Origin of the sequence: Polymorphobacter sp. PAMC 29334, assembly GCF_019431245.1 — a bacterium.
In the GTDB taxonomy this organism is placed as follows: domain Bacteria; phylum Pseudomonadota; class Alphaproteobacteria; order Sphingomonadales; family Sphingomonadaceae; genus Polymorphobacter_B; species Polymorphobacter_B megasporae.
On record NZ_CP080243.1, the window covers coordinates 2,498,708 to 2,516,577 of the forward strand.

Sequence of the window (17,870 nt, forward strand, 5' to 3'; positions counted from 1 at the left end):
CGGCGCGCGCGATCATCATTCAACCAGGAAATACCGATGACCGAAGACGTTCTACTCGTGGGCTGCGGCAACATGGGCGGAGCGATGCTCCGCGGCTGGCTCGCGCAGCACCGCACCGGGCTCATCGTCGTCGACCCCGGCGTCGAGCGAATCCCGGCGGGCGTGAGGGCGATGAGCGTGCTCCCCGCCGACGAGCCCGCGCCGCGCGTCGTCGTCCTCGCGGTGAAGCCGCAGATGCTCGCCGTCGTCGCCCCGGCGATCGAGCATGTCGTCGGCCCCGAGACGATCCTGCTGTCGGTCCTCGCGGCGGTCGAGATCGCCAGCCTGCGCCGTCACCTGCCGCGCGCTCGCGCGATCGTTCGCGCTGTGCCGAACCTTCCCGGCGCGATCGGCGCAGGCGTGACGGCGCTGGCGGCGGACGGCCTCGATCCCGCCGACAGGGAACTGGTGACCGGCCTGTGCGAACCGCTCGGCCCGGTCGAATGGCTCGACCGCGAAGCGCAGATCGACGCCGCGACCTCGGTCTCAGGCTGCGGCCCTGCGTTCCTGTTCCGCTTCGCCGATGCGGTGGTGCAGGCCGGCGTCGCGCAGGGTCTCGATGCCGGCACCGCGCGCCGCCTGTTTGCCGCGACGATGACGGGTGCAGGGCAGATGCTGATGGCGAGCGACGACAGCCCCGGCGACATGGCCAACCGCGTCGCCAGCCCGGGCGGGGTGACACTCGCGGGGCTCGCCGTGCTTGACCGCGACGATGCGCTGGTGAAGCTGATCGGCGAGACGCTTGCCGCAGCCGCGCGGCGTAGCGCCGAAATGGCGGCGGACGCGCGTTAGGCGGCGAGGCCCTCGATCTCGACGAGCAGCATGCCGTCGCCGACCTGATCCCCTTCCGCGACGTGGACTGCGCTGACTTTCCCCGCGACTTTCGCCACGAGCCGGTGCTCCATCTTCATCGCTTCGAGGACGAGGAGGCGGTCACCCGCGTCGACCGCAGTACCGACCGCGACATCGAGCGCGAGCACGCGCCCGGGCATCGGCGCGAGAACGCGGCCGTCGCCACCGGGTTCGATTCCGGCGATGCGCGGCGCGCGGAGCGAAAGCGTGTCGGCGCGTCCGGCGATGCGAACCTCGATTGAGCCTTCGCCGCGGATGACGATGGCATGGACCAGACGTCCGCCGATATCGGCCTCGAAACGGATGTCGTCGAGAAAGCGCCCGGTGGCGGTGCAGGGGGCGGCCATCCCCTCGATGCGATTACCATCGATCGTCAACGCGACCCGCTCGCCGTCGGGCTTGAACAGGTCGACATAGCGCGGCGCGGGCAGGTTGAGCCGCCACCCCCCGAGCCGCTCGAACATCGTCGGCGCGGCGGGCGTCACCGGAGCTGTCGCGAGCGCGGCGACGACGACGCTGTCGTCGCTCACCCCGACCGGCGGCGCGAGGTCGTCGGCGTGGCGCGCGATGAAGCCGGTGTCGATCTCGGCGGCGCGAAACGCGGGATGGTCGATCAGCCGCGCGAGGAAAGCGCGGTTGGTCCTGACTCCGTCGATGATGCAGCCGTCGAGGGCGGCGACGAGCGCGTCGATCGCGCGGGAGCGGTCGGGGCCATAGGCAATCACCTTGGCGATCATCGGGTCATAGAAGACGCTGATTTCGCTGCCGGTCTCGACGCCGCTGTCGATCCGCGGCGACGCGATCCCGCCGTTGACGAAGCGCGCGGTGCCCGGAAAGCGAACGCGCGACAGCAGCCCGGTCGACGGCAGGAAGCCGTTGTCGGGGTCTTCGGCGTACAGCCGCGCCTCGACCGCATGGCCGGTCGCGGTGATGGCGATCTGGCTCGCCGGGAGCATCTCGCCGCGTGCGACGCGGAGCTGCCATTCGACGAGGTCGAAGCCGGTGATCGCCTCGGTTACCGGATGTTCGACCTGAAGCCGCGTGTTCATCTCCATGAAATAGAACGCCGGGTCGCCGTTCTCGTCGACATTGTCGAGGTCGAGGATGAACTCGACGGTGCCCGCGCCCTCATAGTCGATCGCGGTCGCAGCGGCGCAGGCGGCGACGCCCAGGATGTGCCGCAGCCGGTCGGACAGCCCGGGGGCAGGGGCCTCCTCGATGACCTTCTGGTGGCGGCGCTGGAGCGAGCAATCGCGCTCGAACAGATGGACGACGTTGCCCGCGGCGTCGGCGAAGACCTGGACCTCGACGTGGCGCGGGCGGGCGATCAACTTTTCGAGCAGGACGCCGTCGTTGCCGAAGGCACGCCCCGCCTCGCGCTGGGCGGCGAGGAGTGCCTCCGCGAACTCGGCCTTGGTGTCGACCGCGCGCATCCCCTTGCCACCGCCACCCGCGACCGCCTTGATCAGCAGCGGAAAACCGATCTGCGCGGCAGCGCGCTCGAGACGGACGAGCGACTGGTCGTCACCCTGGTAGCCCGGCGTCGTCGGCACCCCGGCCTTTTTCATCAAGGCCTTGGCACCATCCTTTAATCCCATCGCACGCATCGCGGCAGCAGGCGGCCCGACAAAGACCAGCCCGGCACCGCGGACGGCATCGGCGAAATCGGCGTTCTCCGACAGGAAGCCATAGCCCGGATGAACCGCGTCGGCCCCCGACCGCGCGGCGGCTTCGAGCAGCTTGGCGGAGTCGAGGTAGCTTTCGGCGGCGGGGGCGGGGCCGATGTGGACCGCCTGCGTCGCCTCGCGAACGTGGAGCGCATTCGCGTCGGCATCGGAATAGACCGCGACGGTCTCGATGCCCATCGCGTGCGCAGTGCGGATGATCCGCCGCGCGATCTCGCCGCGGTTGGCGATGAGGAGCTTTTTCAAGACTTTGTCCAATCGGGCTGACGCTTGGCGAGAAAGGCGGCAAGCCCTTCCTTGCCTTCGGCCGAGGCGCGGCGCGCGGCGATGCGGTCGGCGGTGAGACCACGCAGCGTGTCGGTCACAGGTGTTCCGGCGACATCGGCGATCAGCATCTTGGCGGCGGCGACTGCACCCGGAGCGACCCCGCGCAACGCCTTGAGCCACGCCGCGACCTGCATCTCGGGGGCGTTGCTGACGACATGGACGAGCCCCATCGCCAACGCGTCGTCGGCCCCGAACATCTCGGCGGTGAAAAACCAGCGCCGCGCCGCCCGCGCGCCGATCGCCCGCAGCACGAACGGTGAGATCGTCGCCGGGGTCAGTCCGAGGCGTACTTCACTCAAGCAGAAACGCGCGTCGTTGCTGGCGACGACCATATCCGCCGCCGCGACCAGCCCGACCCCGCCGCCGAGGACGTTGCCATGCGCAACGGCGATAACCGGGCACGGGCAGCGGTCGATCGTGTCGAGCATCGTCGACAGCAGCATCGCGTCGGCGCGGTTCTCCGCTTCGGTCCAGCCGCCCGCACGCTTCATCCACGCAACGTCGGCACCGGCGCAGAATCCCGCACCATTGCCGGCGAGAACGACCGCGCGCGGCGGATCGGCATGAAAGCGCACGAATGTCGTCGTCAGCGCGGCGATCAGCACTTCGTCGAACGCGTTGCGAACCTCGGGACGGTTGAGCGTGACGCGGGCGACACCGGCGTCGACGGTGACGAGGAGGGGGGCGTCGGTCATTGCCTTATGACCCCGATCACATCCGGAACGTGCCGAAGCGCGTCTCGCCGATCGGTTCCTGCAGGCTCGCCGCGAGCGACAGCGCCACGACCCGCCGCGTATCCGCCGGGTCGATCACGCCGTCGTCCCACAGCCGCGCGCTGGCATAATAAGGGTGGCCCTCGCGGTCGTAGCGTTCGCGGATCGGGGCCTTGAAGGCGGCTTCGTCGGCGGCGTTGCGGAAGCCGCCGGTCTTGACCGTTGCCAGCACCGACGCTGCCTGCTCGCCGCCCATGACGCTGATCCGGGCATTCGGCCACATCCACAAAAAGCGCGGCGAATATGCCCGGCCGCACATGCCGTAATTGCCCGCGCCGAAGCTGCCGCCGGTGATGACGGTGATCTTGGGGACGGCGGCGCAGGCGACCGCGGTGACCATCTTCGCACCGTGCTTGGCGATGCCTTCATTCTCGTACTTGCGGCCGACCATGAAGCCCGAGATGTTCTGGAGGAACAGCAAGGGCACCTTCCGCTGGCAGCACAGTTCGATGAAATGCGCGCCCTTCTGCGCGCTTTCGGAAAACAGGATGCCGTTGTTGGCGACGATGCCGACCGGCATGCCCTCGATCGCGGCGAAGCCGGTAACGAGCGTTTCGCCGTACAGCTTCTTGAACTCGTCCAATTGGCTGCCGTCGACGATCCGCGCGATGATCTCACGCGCGTCCTGCGGCTGGCGGGTGTCGGTCGGGATGAGGGCGTGGAGATCGCTCGCGGGATAGCGCGGTGCCGCAGGCGTGCGGGCCTGTGCGGGTATTGGTGCGCGCAGCGTCGCGACGATATTCCGGGCGAGTTCGAGCGCATGCGCGTCGTCGTCGGCGAGGTGATCGACGACCCCCGACAGCCGGGCATGGACGTCGCCACCGCCGAGATCCTCGGCGGTGACCTCCTCGCCGGTCGCCGCCTTGACCAGCGGCGGCCCGGCGAGAAAAATCGTCCCCTGGCCGCGGACGATGATGCTTTCGTCGGACATCGCGGGGACATACGCGCCGCCAGCAGTGCAGCTGCCCATGACGACCGCAATCTGGCCAATGCCTTGCGCGCTCATGTTCGCCTGGTTGAAGAAGATGCGGCCAAAATGCTCGCGGTCGGGGAACACCTCGTCCTGCCGCGGCAGGTTCGCGCCGCCGCTGTCGACGAGGTAGATGCACGGCAGCTTGTTCTGCGCCGCGATCTCCTGCGCGCGGAGGTGTTTCTTGACGGTCAGCGGGTAGTAGCTGCCGCCCTTCACCGTCGGATCGTTCGCCACGACGACACACAGCCGCCCCGAGACCTGCCCGACCCCGGCGATCATTCCCGCCGCCGGAACCTCGTCGTCATAGACCGCATGCGCGGCAAGCTGGCCGATCTCGAGGAAGGCAGTGCCAGGATCAAGCAAGCGTTCAACCCGTTGGCGCGGCAGCAATTTCCCGCGTGCGACATGACGCTCGCGCGATGCCGCCGGGCCGCCTTGGGCGATCGTCGCGACAAGTTCGCCGAGACCGGCGACAAGATCGCCCATCGCGCTCGCATTGCGCCGCGTCTCGGCGTTGGCGGGGAGGGGCGTACCGATGCGATTGGGCATGGCGAGGGTATAGGCGGCGTGACCCGATGGCTCAACCCTGTGCGCTTGTCTTACCCCCCGGGGGTATGTAGGGGCCGGACATGGTCCCCGATACCCAGACAAAGTTGCTCAATCGCCTCCGCCGGATCGAGGGGCAGGTGCGCGGCATTGCCGGCATGGTCGAGGCCGATCGCTATTGCATCGATGTCCTGACGCAGTTGCAGGCGGTGCGCGCTGCCTTGGCCAAAGTCGAGAGCGAGATGCTGAAGAGCCATCTCGGCCATTGCATCGAGGGGGCCATTGCCAGCGGCAACGCCGCCGACCAGCGCGCGAAGGCTGCAGAACTTGTGATGTTGCTCGAGCGGAGTGCCCGATGAGATTGTCTTTGCTTGGCCTCGCCCTGATCGCGGCACCTGCTTTGGCGCAGGATATGCCCGGGATGGCGATGCCATCGGCCAGTGCGCCCGCGGAAGCGCATGACATGGCGGGAATGGACAGCGGCCACGGCGACGCGATGGCCGGGATGGACATGGGCCATGGCGGCCACGTGCATATGATTAAGGGGGCCTATGGTCCCTATCCCGGCACGCGTGAGGCGTCGGGGACGAGCTGGCAGCCCGATAGCTCGGTGCATGAGGGATTGCATCTAAGCAGCGGCGGCTGGGCGTTCATGCTCCACGGAACGCTCGTCGGGGCATACACCGATCAGTCGGGGCGGCGCGGCGACGACAAGGCGTTCCTCGCCGGGCACATCATGGGCATGGCGTCGCGCGACCTGTCCGACCGCGATCACATTCAGTTCCGCCTCGCGGTCTCGCCCGATCCGTTAATGGGGCCGCAGGGCTATCCGCTGCTTCTCGCCAGTGGCGAGACCGCCGACGGCCGCACGCAGCTGATCGACCGCCAGCACCCGCACGACCTGTTCAGTGAGGTGTCGGTGTCGCTGTCGCACCGGCTGTCCGGCGACGCGAGCGTGTTCGTCTATGCCGGCCTGCCCGGCGAACCGGCGTTCGGCCCGCCCGCCTATATCCACCGCGCGTCGATCATGGACGATCCCGAAGCGCCGATCAGCCACCATTGGCTCGACAGCACCCACGTGAGCGAGGGGGTCGTCACGGTCGGGGCGACGTGGAACGGGGTCAAGGTCGAGGCGTCGCGCTTCCGCGGGCGCGAACCCAACCAGAACCGCTACGACATCGAAACCCCCAACCTCGATTCGACCGCGGTCCGGGTCGGCTGGAACCCGGTGCCCCAGCTATCGCTGCAGGCGTCGTTCGCCCATCAGAAAAGCCCCGAGCAATTGTCGCCGAACGAGGACCTCGAGCGCTGGTCGGCAAGCGCGATCCATACCAAGCCGTTCGGCGACGGCGGTTACTGGGCGACGACGGTGGCGTGGGGACGGCGCATCGTCCTCGAAGGCGGGCACCGCGAGGACCCGCTCGACGCGTTCATCCTCGAAAGCACGGTCCACCTCGACCCGCGCTGGACGCTGTTCGCCCGCGCCGAGCGGATCGACAATAATGAACTCTTGCCCGCGCTGGGCGCGCAGCAGGGGCCGACATTCACCGTCGGCAAGGTCTCGGGCGGCGCGATCCGCGACTTCAAGGTGGCGGCGCATCTCAAGTTCGGCGTTGGGGCACTGGTTTCGCGCAGCCTGACGCCCGGCGGGCTCGACCCGGCTTACGGGGGGGACCAGACGAGCGGGATGGGGTTTGTGCGGCTGAAGCTGGACTAAATCCTCACCGAAGACGGGAAGGAATTAGCGCTGTCCTACACCCACGGCGATATGCTTGGGTCGGGCCATGAACACGTGCCATCAGACCCTGTCGAGCCGCGCGGCATGCACCGCGTCATTCATCGGTGGCGGGCGCGTCTTTCACATCGACGTGGCGTCAGGTTCGTCAACTTCCAGCGAGCGGCGCGACGAAAAACACCGTCTTTTGTGTGAACTTATTCTGATCTTAGCGTTGGATACGCTCGTCGCCTTGCCTCCAACCCCCGCTTCGCCTATAGCGCCGCCTCCATTTCGGGCTGGTCGGAACCAGCCGCACAGCCAAGGAACGACCATGAAGCCCGGCATCCACCCCGACTACCACATGATCAACATCACGATGACCGACGGGACGAAGTTCCAGACGCGGTCGACGTGGGGCAAGGAAGGCGACACGATGTCGCTCGATATCGATCCGACGTCGCACCCGGCGTGGATCGGCGGCGCGGGCAAGATGCTCGACGCTGGCGGCCAGGTCGCGCGCTTCAACAAGCGCTTTTCGGGCTTTGGGCTCGGCAAGAAGTAATTTCGGGATCTACGCCGCCGCGATCGCGCTCGCGGCGGCGGCCGTCTCCTTTGCCCGCGCGTAATCGGCCTTGCCGTTGGGCGCACGCGGGACATTAGCAACGTGAAAGACCTGCTTTGGCGCCTTATACGGTGCCAGATGGGCTCTCACGTATGCGATAAGGTCAGCCGGGGCTACCGCTGACCCGGCGACGACGGCGGTCACCGCTTGTCCCCATTTGGCGTCGGCGACCCCGAATACGAGGGCATCGTCGACCCCTGGATGCGTCTTGAGCGCCTCCTCGACCTCCTCCGGGAAGACCTTCTCACCGCCGGTATTGATGCAGTGGCTGCCGCGCCCGAGGAGGACAATCGAGCCGTCGGGGTCGACCGTCGCCCAGTCGCCGGCAATCGAATAGGTCTTGCCGCCGATGTCGATGAAGGTCGCTGCCGACTTGGCCGGGTCCTTGTAATAGCCCCGCGGGTTGAGTCCGCCGCGCGCCAGTCGCCCGGTGATGCCCGACCCCGGCGCGACCGGCTGCATATCCTCGTCGAGCACCAGCGTCTCGACGCCCTGGGTAAAGCGGGTCGGCTCGCCGGCGGTCGCGGCGGTCTGGATCGCGACGCCGATGCCGAGGCTTTCGGACGAGCTCAACGCATCGAGCAGCATCATCTCGGGATTGTGGCGGAGTAGCCCGGCCTTGACCTCAGGCGACCACATCGTGCCCGACGACAGCATCGTCCGCAGCGAGGCGATGCTCCCCCCGCCGTGATCGAGCGCGGCGAGCAATGGCCGGGCGAAGGCATCGCCGACGACCGCGGCATAGTCGGGCGAATGCGCCGCGCACGCCGCGAGCGCCTCGAGCGGGCTGTAGCCCGGGGAGGGGAGGGTGACGACGCACCCACCCCGGGCGAGCGTGCTGAGCGTCGCGAGATAGCCGGTGCCGTGCATCTGCGGCGGCAGGACGAGCGCGCGGTTGCGGCCGTGTCCGGCGGTGATGTTGGCGAGCAGTTCGTCGAGCCCCGACAGCGGCGCGCCGCCGATCGCCGCGCCGCCGCCCATCAGCAGCCACAGGTCGGACTGCGCCCACATCACACCCTTGGGCGACCCCGTCGTGCCGCCGGTGTAGATGAACAGCAGGTCGTTCGGGTCGAAATCCTGCAGCGGGGCGGCGGCACCGCTATTCGCCAGCGCATCGAACGCGGCCCCGGTCTCGACGACGAGCTTTAGCTTCGGCAGACGCGGGCGCAGCGCGGCGATGGTCTCGGCGAACTCGGGGTCGTGGACCAGCACCGCGGCGTCGCTATTGTCGAGGATGTAGAACAGCTCCTCGCCGGTGTAGCGGTAGTTGACGTTGACGTGGACCAGCCGCGCCTTGAACCCAGCAACGCTCGTCTCGCTATACGCCGGGCCGTTGCGCATCAGGTGGGCGAGCTTGTCGCCAGGGACGGCTCCGGCAGCGACAAAGGCGGAGGCGAGGGCATCGGTGCGCCGGTCGAAGTCGCCCCACGTCGTCACCGCGTCGCCGTGGATCAACGCGGCGTCGCCGGGCGGCACGACCCTGCCGACAGCGGTAAAGATCTTGCCGAAGCTCCAGCTCATCGTCGATCTCCCCCGCGCTTTTGCCGCAGCTTGACACACGACGGGCTGGCCCGCCAATCCCAATGCGGGCGGAGGGCGAAGACGATGCGCGCGATGGTCTGTCATCATCTGAGCCGCGACCGGTCGGGGCTGATCTTCGAGCGCGACTGGGCCGAAGCGCCGCCGCCGGGAGCGGGCGAGGTGACGGTGGCGATGGCGTGCGCCGCGCTCAACTATCCCGACGTGCTGATGCTGTCGGGCGGCTACCAGTTCGCGCCGCCGCTGCCGTTCGTGCCCGGAGTCGAGGGGTCTGGGACGATCATCGCTGTCGGCGAGGGGGTCGATCCATCGGCGATCGGACGTGCGGTCATTGTCGGCGCGCGCTTCGGTTGCCTCGCCGAACGGCTGACGCTGCCGCTTGCGGCGACCCGGGTTATTCCGCCGGGAATGAGCCACGCGGCGGCGGCGGCCTTCACCGTCGCCGCGCTGACCGCGTATGTCGGGCTGGTCCGGCGCGGGCGTCTGGCCCCTGGCGAGCGTGTCGCGGTCGCGGGAGCGGGAGGCGGGACCGGGCTCGCGGCGATCGGCGTCGCCAAGGCGCTCGGCGCGAGCGTCGTCGCGCTGGCCTCGGACCACGCCAAGCTGACGGCGGCGCGTGATGCGGGGGCGGACGAGTGTATCCTCGTCGAACGATCGGCTGAGGTGCCCGCGCTGCCACCGGTCGACGTCGTCTTCGACCCCGTCGGCGGGCGGCTGACCGTGCCGCTGCTCGCCTCGCTCCGGCGCGGCGGGCGTTATCTCATCATCGGCTTTGTCGGCGGGATCGCCGAGGTCGCGTTCGATCGGCTTGGAGAGATCGAGGTCATCGGCGTCCGCGCCGGCGAATACGCCCGGCGCGATCCGGCTGGGGGAGCGGCGAACCTCGTGGCGATCGATGCGCTCGCGGCGGCCGGTCTCGCGCCGCGCATCGGGCTGCGTGTTCAACTGGCCGAAGCCGCAGCGGCCTTCGCAGCGATGGCCGACGGGATGCTCGTCGGCAAGGCGGTGATCGACTGCGCGGCTTAGGCGCGGCCGAACGGGCGATTGAGGCGGACGATCGCGGCGTTAAGGCACGCGGCGAAGCTGACCCAGATGAAATACGGCACGATCAGCCAGCTCGCGAGGACCGAATACGGCCGCAGCCCGATCAGCAGCGCGACGAGCGACGCCCACAGGAACACGACCTCGACGATCGCCCAATCGGGCCGCCGCAGCTTGAAGAACAGCGGACTCCACAGGAAATGGCAGACCGCGTTGACCCCGAACAGGATCAGCACCGCCGTCCGCCCGGCGTCGTCGGCCGCGCCGCGCCACGCGAGGACACCCGCCCACGCCCAGAGCCCGAGGATGATCGTCCACGCCGGACCGAATGCCCAGTTGGGCGGGTTCCACGCGGGCTTGCGGAGGCTCGCATACCACGCGCCGACGGGGGTCAGCAGCGCGCCGCCAAATGCGAGGAATACCGCAGCACCGGCGGCGACATAGACTTCAGTGGACATGCGACTGATCTCGACTATGACGGTACGGTCGTCAACGCCCTAGGCCTAAACTTCTCACCGTCGCGCCCGATAATCTCTTCGAGCCGCGCTTCCCGGCGGCTCGGTATCGTGTTGCTTGACCGGAGTATGACCATGATTCTGCTTGCGCTGGCCCTATTGGCCGCGACCCCAACCACTTTGAGCGGCGTCCTCGCCGCCGCCAAGCCCGGCGACGTCATCAAGCTCGTGCCAGGAAACTACCCGCTCATCACGATCAAGGCACGCAGCTGGGCTCCGGCGATTACGATCGATGCGAGCGGATCGAACGTCGTCGGTGTCGCGATCGTTGGATCGACCGGCGTCAGCTGGGTCGGCGGCGACATGGCGGGCACCGTCGTCGCCGCGGGTGTCGCCGGCGGTTACGGTTTTACCGCCAACGCGAGCAGCGCCAACATCAGCGTCTTCGGGGTCCACTTCAGCGATTTCCGCACCGGCGTCGGCTACAACCTCGTCAACGGCGGCAAGATCGCCGGAAACTGGTTTACCCGGATGAGTGCCGACGGCATCGACGTCGCATTGGCGCGCAATATCGTCATCGACCGCAACGCCTGCACCGAGTTCAAACCGGGACCGGCAGCGCATCCCGACTGCATCCAATTGTGGTCGCGTCCCAATGTCGCGCCGGTCGCCGATATTACGATCACCAACAACAGCGCGGTCGGCGAGATGCAGGGGATCAGCCTGTTCAACCATGTTCGCGACGGCGTCGACGATGGCGGCTTCGACCGCGTCACGATCCGTGGCAATACCGTCCTCAACACGTTCGGCAACGGCCTCGCGGTCTATGATTGCCGGGGCTGCACCGTCCGCGACAACGACGTCAATTCGCTGCCGAACTACTGGCACCGCGCCCAGCTTATCGTCAAAGGCGGATCGGTGATGCAGTGCGGCAACCGGGTGCCGATGACCGGGCAGGGGACGCCGGCCTGCACGTCATCCTGAGGGGGGATTGTCGCCGCGGGCTGGAGGACGGGGTGGGATTCGAACCCACGGTGAGCTTCCACCCACGGCGGTTTTCAAGACCGCTGCCTTAAACCACTCGGCCACCCGTCCTCGCGCGCGAAACCGCTTCTGGCCATATCCTCCGGCGGTTGCAACCCGTCCGCCGCCGGGGCATTGGACGCCGGATGATTCGACCGGGCGATCTTACGCTGCTGGCGGCGGCGCTGATCGCGGTGCCGGGACAAGCACAAACGGCAGCAGCGCCGGTCGAAATGCAGGCTGCGGCGGCGCCCGCGACCGACCCCGAACTGTTGCGCCCGCTGACGCCGCTCGCCGATTTCACCGTCGAGCCTGTTGCTCCCCCGACGGCAAGCAACGGCAAGCCGGTCGTGATCCGGTACGATGTCAGCGTCGCCGGCATCGCTGCAACCGGGGTCGGGGACCAGTTCGACGCGCTGTCGACGCTGCGCGAGAACGGCCGCAAGAGCGAAAGCATGGCGCAGGTCGCGATCCGCACCGACGAAGACGTCAAGCTGCTCGAAAAGCTGCTCCGCGCCGACGGTTATTTCGACGCACAGGCCGATTCGGCGATTACCCCGGTGCCGGGCGACGCGACGCGGCTCAAGGTCGTGCTGACAGCGACCCCGGGCGAGCGCTACCGGTTGACGACGATCACGCTGACCGGTCCGGCGACCGTACCGCCGCTCCTCGCGCGGTCGGCGTTCAAGCTCCAACCCGGGGCGCCAATTGCCGCCGTCGACATCGAAAGCGCCGAAGCGAACGTCAAGTTGCGGCTGCCCGAGCAGGGCTACCCGTTCGTTACGCTCGGCCAGCGCGACATCGTCCTCGACGACGTCACCCACGGCGGTGACTATACGTTGCCGGTCGCGCCGGGCGTGCGATCGCGCTTTGCCGGCATTCGGCTCGAAGGCGACCCGGTCCTACCCCCTGCGCACGTCGCCGTTATTGCCCGCTTCAAGCCGGGCGAGCTGTATGACAACCGCAAGGTCGACGACCTCCGCCGCGCGCTAGTGGCGACAAGTCTGTATTCGTCGGTGTCGATCGAGCCGGTGCCGCCCGCCGATAGCGCAGTCGATAGCGATGGCACCGCGCCGGTCGACCTGCTCGTCAAGGGCGGGCGCGGGCCGCGGCGGACGCTGAGCGGCAGCGCGGGCTATGCCACCGGCGAGGGCGTCAAGCTCCAGGGATCGTATATCAACCGCAACCGCTTCCCGCCCGAAGGTGCGCTCGAATACGACGTCATCGCTGGTAACCAGCTGCAGTCGCTCGGCGCGAGCTTTCGCCGCTCGAACGCCGGGCAGCGTGACCGAAGCTTCCAGGCATCGCTGACCGCGGCCAACCAGGATTTCGCGGCGTATAACGCCAAGACCGTGACGCTCGCCGCGTCGCTCGCGCGGCTGAGCACGCCGATCTGGCAGAAGCGCTGGACGTGGTCGGCGGGGCTCGAACTTACCGCGTCGCGCGAGCATGACTTCGACCAGTCGCGCTCGACGTCGGATGCGCGGCTGTACGGTATCGTCGCGGTGCCATTGCAGCTCGGTTTCGACAGCAGTGACAATCTGCTCGACCCGACCCGCGGTTTCCGCGTCACCATCCGCAACAGCCCCGAGCTTAGCTATCAAAGCACGGTGTTCGGCTACGACCGCAGCCAGATCGAGGGCACCGCGTATCGCCGCGTCGGCAAGAACATCGTCCTCGCCGCGCGCCTCCGCACCGCCGAGATCGTCGGCGCGTCGACCGCCGAGATCGCGCCGACGCGGCGTATATATGCCGGCGGCGGCGGTTCGGTCCGCGGCTTCGGCTATCAGGAGCTTGGCCCCAAGGACGCGACGAATGCCCCGATCGGCGGGCGCAGCTCGGTCGAGTTCGGCACCGAGGTCCGCTACCGCTTCGGCAATTTCGGCGTCGTGCCGTTTCTCGATGGCGGGCAGGTGTACGATGCTTCGCTGCCCAAGTTGACGGGGCTCCGCTACGGCGCGGGCATCGGCGGGCGCTATTACACCAACTTCGGCCCGCTGCGTTTCGACGTCGCGACGCCGCTCGGACGCAAGCCCGGCGAATCGCCGGTGTCGGTCTACATCTCGATCGGGCAAGCGTTCTGATGGGGCGGATCGTCGCCCGCATCTTCCTCGGCCTGCTGGTGCTGATCGCGCTGCTCGTTGCGGCGGTCGTCGCGATCGACACCGGTCCGGGGCATGGTCTCGCGACGCGGCTGATCGCCGGGCTCAAGCCGGCGAACGGGCTGCGCTACACCGTCGGCGAGATCGACGGTTCGATCTATGGGCGCATGACGTTGCGCGGCGTCGTCGTCAGCGACCTCAAGGGCGTCGTCGCAACCATCCCGGCGGTGACGATCGACTGGCATCCGGGGTCGCTGGTCCACAAGAAGGTCGCCGCCGACCTGATCGACGCCGATCTCGTCACCGTCCTCCGCCGCCCCGAACTCATCCCGCAGCCTGGCCCGCTGCTTCCCGACATCGACATCGCGATCGGGCGCTTCACCGTCCGCCAGCTTGTCCTCGAGGCCCCAGTCACCGGCAAGCGCGAGGTCATCGCGCTGACCGGAGACACCGATATCGCCAGCGGCCGGGCGAAGGTGAATGCCGATGTCACCGCGGTGACCGGCGGCGACCGGCTGACGGTCAAGCTCGACGCGGTCCCTGACGCCGATCGCTTCATGGTCGACGCGCATCTCGTCGCCCCCGCTGGCGGAGTCATCGACGGGTTTGCCAAGCTCGGCAAGCCGATCACTGCCGATGTCGGCGGGAATGGAACGTGGACCGCGTGGCAGGGCAAGGCGAGCGCGAGCCTCGGCGGTGGCCCGCTGGTCGACCTCGCGCTGACCGCGAACGCCGGGAAGTTCACCGCGACCGGCACTGCTCGCCCTGGCCTTGTCGTACCGTCAGTCGCCAAGCTGACCGACCCGTCGGTGGCGATCACGGCGAGCGCGGTCGCGGCCAACCGCATCCTCGACACCGACGTCCATCTGTCGTCGCCCGCGATCGACCTGACCGCACGCGGCAAGCTCGACCTCGGGGCCGGGCGCTACGACGGGGTGAAGGTCGATGCGCGGCTGCTCAAGCCAAGCGCAGCAATGGCGAGCGTTACCGGCCGCGACGTCCGCGCCGCGCTCGCGCTCGACGGGCCGTTCGCGACGCCGACGATCGACTATACCGTCACCGCCGCCGCGCTCGGCTTCGGCGCGAACGGGGTCGAGAAGCTCAGCGCCAAGGGCGTCGCCACCGTCGATGCCAAGCAGATCCGCCTGCCGCTGCATTTGACGGCAAGCCGGGTCACCGGGGTCGACTCCGCGGTCGGCGGTCTGCTGCGCAATGTCCGCATCGACGGCGATATCTCGGTGACCGCGACGCAGGTCGCATCGGACAACCTGCGTCTGCGGTCGGACCAGATCGACGCGACCGTCGTCGCCGCGCTGACGCTCGCGACCGGTGACTACACCGCCGCGCTCAAGGGCCGGATCAACCGCTACGTCGTCGCCGGAGTCGGGATCGTCGACCTCGTCACCGACGCCCGACTCGTCCCGGCGGGGAAGGGGCAGGTCGCGCTCAAGGGCAATGTCCGCGCGACGACGGTGCGGATCGACAACCCGTCTGCGCGCGACTTCCTCGGCGGCAACGCGGTGGCGACGGCGGTGATCGAACGAGCGCCCAACGGCCTGATCAGCGTCGGTTCGTTGCGTGTGACCGCGCCGAAGTTCCGCATTACGGACGGGCGCGGCACCTATCGCAGCGACGGACGGATCGCTTTCACTGCCGCCGGATCGCAGGCGCAATACGGCCCGTTCAGCCTCGACGCGAGCGGCACCGTCGCCAAGCCGCAGGTCACGCTTCGCGCCAAACGGCCCAATGTCGGGGTCCAGCTCAGCGACGTCGTCGCGACGCTCAAGCCGGCACCCGGCGGCTATGCGATCACCGCGAGCGGCGGCAGCCCTTACGGGCCGTTCGCGGTCGATGCCGGATTGCGCGTCGGCAAGGGGCCGCTGGTGGCGAATATCCGCCGAGCCTCGCTTGCCGGGCTGATCGTGACGGGCGAGGTCGCCGCGACACCCGCCGGACCGTACACCGGGGCGCTTAACCTGACCGGGCCGGGGCTGACAGGATCGATCCGGCTTGCGGCGGCGGGCAAGATCCAGCGCGCCGACGTTACCCTCCATGCCGCGAATGCGCGGATTCCCCTCCCTGAGCCGCTGTTGATCGCGGCGGGAGATGCGACCGCGACCGCGATGCTTTATCCCAATGCGCCGCAGGTCAACGGGTCGGGCAGCTTCACCGGCATCCGCCAAGGATCGCTGGCGATCGCGCATGCCAAGGCGAGCGGCGATTATCGCGGCGGCAGCGGGCACATCGACCTCGCCGCCGACGGCACCAGCGGTGTGCCGTTCACCATCGCCGCCAACGCCGCGCTGACGCCGTCGGCGATCAAGGTCGACGGCCACGGCACGATCAGCGGCGTGGCGGTCCGCCTCGCCGCGCCCGCCGCAATCGCCCGCACCCGCGACGGCTACCGGCTGCTCCCGGCGACGATCGTCCTGCCGAATGGACGGATCATTGTTGCGGGCAGCAGCGGCGCGACGACCGCGCTCGATGCCCGGCTCGACGCGGTCGACCTGGGGCTATCGGAGGCGTTCAAGCCCGGTCTCGGCCTCGGCGGCAAGGCGTCGGGCACGATTACCGCGACGCTGCCCGCGGGTGGTGGCGTGCCGACCGCGAACGTCAATTTGACGATCGCCGGGTTCAACCGTGCCGGGATCGCCAGTCTGTCGACCCCGGTCGATATCGCCGTGCTCGGTGCACTCTCGGCGAGCGGGGGCGAAGCGCATGCGGTGCTGCGTCGTGCGGGCCTTGTGCTCGGGCGCGCAGAAGCAAGATTGGCGTCGATACCAGCGACCGGCGCGGGCTGGTCCGACCGACTGATGGCGGCTCCGCTCACCGGCGGCGTCCGCTATAACGGCCCGGCCGAACTTCTCTGGGCGCTCGGTGGCATCTCCGGCCAGCAGTTGAGTGGCCCGCTGGCGATCGGCGCCGACTTCTCAGGCCACATCGGTGCGCCGCAGGTTCGCGGGCTGCTCCGCGGCAAGGGATTACGCTATGAAAACAGCGCATACGGCACCGTCGTCGACCAGATCGACCTCGACAGCCGGTTTAACGACACCCGCCTCGACATCGTCAGTCTGACCGGGCGTGCCGGGGACGGCGGCACCGTCAGCGCATCGGGCTATGCCGACCTCGCCGCCGACAAGGGCTTCCCGATCGACATTCGCGTCAAGCTGGCGAAGGCGCGCCTCGCCCGCAGCAAGGCGATCGAGGCGACGGTCTCGGGCACGCTCGCGGTGACCAACGACAAGGCCAAGGGCGCTTTAATTGCAGGCGATCTCGTCCTCGACCGAACCCGCTACAACATCCTCCGCCCCGCCGCCGCCGAGGTGGTCGAGCTCGACGGCGTCCGCCGCAAGAATGCCGCGCCGGTCGTGGTCAACCCTGCCGCCGGGCCGCCGAACGTGTTCAAGCTCGCGATCAAGGTCAACGCGCCGAACCAGATCTTCGTCCAGGGCATGGGTCTCGAGGCCGAATGGCGCGCCGCGCTCACCGTCGGCGGCACCGCCGACACCCCGGTGATCGTCGGCTCGGTCAACCTCGAACGCGGCACCTATGCCTTCGGCGGTCGGCGATTCGACCTGTCGCGCGGCATCATCCGCTTCGCCGGCGAGGTTCCGCCGAACCCGACGCTCGACATCGAGGCGACGACGACGGTCGACGGGCTGACCGCGACGATCGACATCACCGGCCGCGCTTATGCGCCCGAGATCGCCTTCTCCTCGACCCCCGCGCTCGCGCAGGACGAGGTGCTGTCGCGGCTGTTGTTCGGCAGCTCGATCGCCGCGCTCACCCCGACGCAGGCGCTCCAGCTCGCGTCGTCATTGAACACGCTGCGCGGCAGTTCGGGCGGCGGCTTCAACCCGCTCGGCACCTTGCGGAAGGCGACCGGGATCGACCGGCTGCGGCTGCTCGGGGCCGATAATACGACGGGCGCGGGTCCGTCGGTCGCGGCGGGCAAGTATATCAGCAACCGGATTTACGTCGAAGTGACGACCGACGCGAAGGGCTATAGCACGACGCAGCTGGAGATCGGGCTGACGCGGACGCTGCGGCTGTTGTCGGCAGTCAGCTCGTTCGGAACGTCGAATGTTGGATTGAAATACTCGCGCGATTACTGACCGAGGCTCTGTCCTACACAGCCCCGCCTATGTCATGGCCTCGCCGTCGCGCGGAACTATA

General features: G+C 68.5%; 13 protein-coding genes and 1 tRNA gene. 8 read left to right on the forward strand and 6 right to left on the reverse strand.

What is annotated here, in order from left to right; genetic code table 11:
* The first annotated feature begins 36 nt into the window (after positions 1-36).
* Positions 37-831 carry a pyrroline-5-carboxylate reductase gene (gene proC / locus KZX46_RS15565; protein WP_219774738.1) on the forward strand — a complete coding sequence of 265 codons (795 nt, stop codon included), beginning with the start codon at positions 37-39 and terminating at the stop codon, positions 829-831.
* Here proC and KZX46_RS15570 read toward each other — a convergent pair.
* From KZX46_RS15570 to KZX46_RS15580, 3 genes are read right to left on the reverse strand one after another with little or no spacing between them, the layout of a single operon-like run.
* Complete coding sequence (locus tag KZX46_RS15570; protein WP_219774739.1) at positions 828-2,822, reverse strand: biotin carboxylase N-terminal domain-containing protein; 1,995 nt, start codon at positions 2,820-2,822, stop codon at positions 828-830. The genes proC and KZX46_RS15570 overlap by 4 nt on opposite strands.
* Entirely contained in the window at positions 2,819-3,598 is a 780-nt protein-coding gene (locus KZX46_RS15575) for an enoyl-CoA hydratase-related protein (RefSeq protein WP_219774740.1), read from the reverse strand. The genes KZX46_RS15570 and KZX46_RS15575 overlap by 4 nt, the downstream gene beginning before the upstream one ends.
* A 16-nt stretch (positions 3,599-3,614) precedes the next feature.
* On the reverse strand, positions 3,615-5,186 hold the full coding sequence (locus KZX46_RS15580) for a carboxyl transferase domain-containing protein (protein ID WP_370647556.1): 1,572 nt from the start codon (positions 5,184-5,186) through the stop codon (positions 3,615-3,617).
* 92 nt (positions 5,187-5,278) lie between these two features.
* Between KZX46_RS15580 and KZX46_RS15585 the strand changes: the two genes are divergently transcribed.
* The 3 genes from KZX46_RS15585 (at position 5,279) to rpmE (ending at position 7,474) form a co-directional block, all read left to right on the forward strand.
* A complete protein-coding gene (locus KZX46_RS15585) occupies positions 5,279-5,554 on the forward strand; it encodes a metal-sensitive transcriptional regulator (RefSeq protein ID WP_216707709.1) in 276 nt (91 codons plus the stop codon).
* Positions 5,551-6,912 carry a hypothetical protein gene (locus KZX46_RS15590; protein ID WP_219774742.1) on the forward strand — a complete coding sequence of 454 codons (1,362 nt, stop codon included), beginning with the start codon at positions 5,551-5,553 and terminating at the stop codon, positions 6,910-6,912. Before KZX46_RS15585 ends, KZX46_RS15590 begins: the two co-directional genes overlap by 4 nt.
* A 331-nt stretch (positions 6,913-7,243) precedes the next feature.
* The gene (rpmE, locus tag KZX46_RS15595) at positions 7,244-7,474 is read left to right on the forward strand and encodes a 50S ribosomal protein L31 (RefSeq protein ID WP_216707711.1); all 231 of its coding nucleotides are present in this window, start codon (positions 7,244-7,246) and stop codon (positions 7,472-7,474) included.
* 9 nt (positions 7,475-7,483) lie between these two features.
* On the opposite strand, the gene KZX46_RS15600 is transcribed toward rpmE, so the two are convergent.
* Positions 7,484-9,055, reverse strand: coding sequence for an AMP-binding protein (locus KZX46_RS15600; protein ID WP_219774743.1), 1,572 nt, complete (start codon positions 9,053-9,055; stop codon positions 7,484-7,486).
* Between the two features lie 84 nt (positions 9,056-9,139).
* Between KZX46_RS15600 and KZX46_RS15605 the strand changes: the two genes are divergently transcribed.
* A complete protein-coding gene (locus KZX46_RS15605) occupies positions 9,140-10,099 on the forward strand; it encodes a zinc-binding dehydrogenase (protein ID WP_219774744.1) in 960 nt (319 codons plus the stop codon).
* Here KZX46_RS15605 and KZX46_RS15610 read toward each other — a convergent pair.
* Positions 10,096-10,572, reverse strand: a complete 477-nt coding sequence (locus KZX46_RS15610; RefSeq protein WP_216707714.1) for a TspO/MBR family protein — start codon at positions 10,570-10,572, stop codon at positions 10,096-10,098. The genes KZX46_RS15605 and KZX46_RS15610 overlap by 4 nt on opposite strands.
* Before the next feature lie 126 nt (positions 10,573-10,698).
* On the opposite strand from KZX46_RS15610, the gene KZX46_RS15615 reads away from it, so the two are divergent.
* Positions 10,699-11,553: a right-handed parallel beta-helix repeat-containing protein gene (locus KZX46_RS15615; RefSeq protein ID WP_219774745.1), complete on the forward strand. Its 855-nt coding sequence runs from the start codon at positions 10,699-10,701 to the stop codon at positions 11,551-11,553.
* A 21-nt stretch (positions 11,554-11,574) separates the two neighbouring features.
* Here KZX46_RS15615 and KZX46_RS15620 read toward each other — a convergent pair.
* Positions 11,575-11,664 (reverse strand) — tRNA-Ser (locus tag KZX46_RS15620).
* A gap of 74 nt (positions 11,665-11,738) precedes the next feature.
* Here KZX46_RS15620 and KZX46_RS15625 point away from each other — a divergent pair.
* Positions 11,739-13,676 (forward strand): autotransporter assembly complex family protein, encoded by a 1,938-nt coding sequence (locus KZX46_RS15625; protein ID WP_219774746.1) that lies wholly within the window; start codon positions 11,739-11,741, stop codon positions 13,674-13,676.
* On the forward strand, positions 13,676-17,809 hold the full coding sequence (locus KZX46_RS15630) for a translocation/assembly module TamB domain-containing protein (protein ID WP_219774747.1): 4,134 nt from the start codon (positions 13,676-13,678) through the stop codon (positions 17,807-17,809). The genes KZX46_RS15625 and KZX46_RS15630 overlap by 1 nt, the downstream gene beginning before the upstream one ends.
* The last annotated feature ends 61 nt before the right edge of the window (positions 17,810-17,870 follow it).

Bases quoted from the DNA above. Each gene is read 5' to 3' on its own strand.
- proC (WP_219774738.1), top strand. From the start codon at position 37: ATGACCGAAGACGTTCTACTCGTGGGCTGCGGCAACATGGGCGGAGCG.
- KZX46_RS15575 (WP_219774740.1), bottom strand. From the start codon at position 3,598: ATGACCGACGCCCCCCTCCTCGTCACCGTCGACGCCGGTGTCGCCCGC.
- KZX46_RS15585 (WP_216707709.1), top strand. From the start codon at position 5,279: ATGGTCCCCGATACCCAGACAAAGTTGCTCAATCGCCTCCGCCGGATC.
- KZX46_RS15590 (WP_219774742.1), top strand. From the start codon at position 5,551: ATGAGATTGTCTTTGCTTGGCCTCGCCCTGATCGCGGCACCTGCTTTG.
- rpmE (WP_216707711.1), top strand. From the start codon at position 7,244: ATGAAGCCCGGCATCCACCCCGACTACCACATGATCAACATCACGATG.
- KZX46_RS15600 (WP_219774743.1), bottom strand. From the start codon at position 9,055: ATGAGCTGGAGCTTCGGCAAGATCTTTACCGCTGTCGGCAGGGTCGTG.
- KZX46_RS15605 (WP_219774744.1), top strand. From the start codon at position 9,140: ATGCGCGCGATGGTCTGTCATCATCTGAGCCGCGACCGGTCGGGGCTG.
- KZX46_RS15610 (WP_216707714.1), bottom strand. From the start codon at position 10,572: ATGTCCACTGAAGTCTATGTCGCCGCCGGTGCTGCGGTATTCCTCGCA.
- KZX46_RS15615 (WP_219774745.1), top strand. From the start codon at position 10,699: ATGACCATGATTCTGCTTGCGCTGGCCCTATTGGCCGCGACCCCAACC.
- KZX46_RS15625 (WP_219774746.1), top strand. From the start codon at position 11,739: ATGATTCGACCGGGCGATCTTACGCTGCTGGCGGCGGCGCTGATCGCG.
- KZX46_RS15630 (WP_219774747.1), top strand. From the start codon at position 13,676: ATGGGGCGGATCGTCGCCCGCATCTTCCTCGGCCTGCTGGTGCTGATC.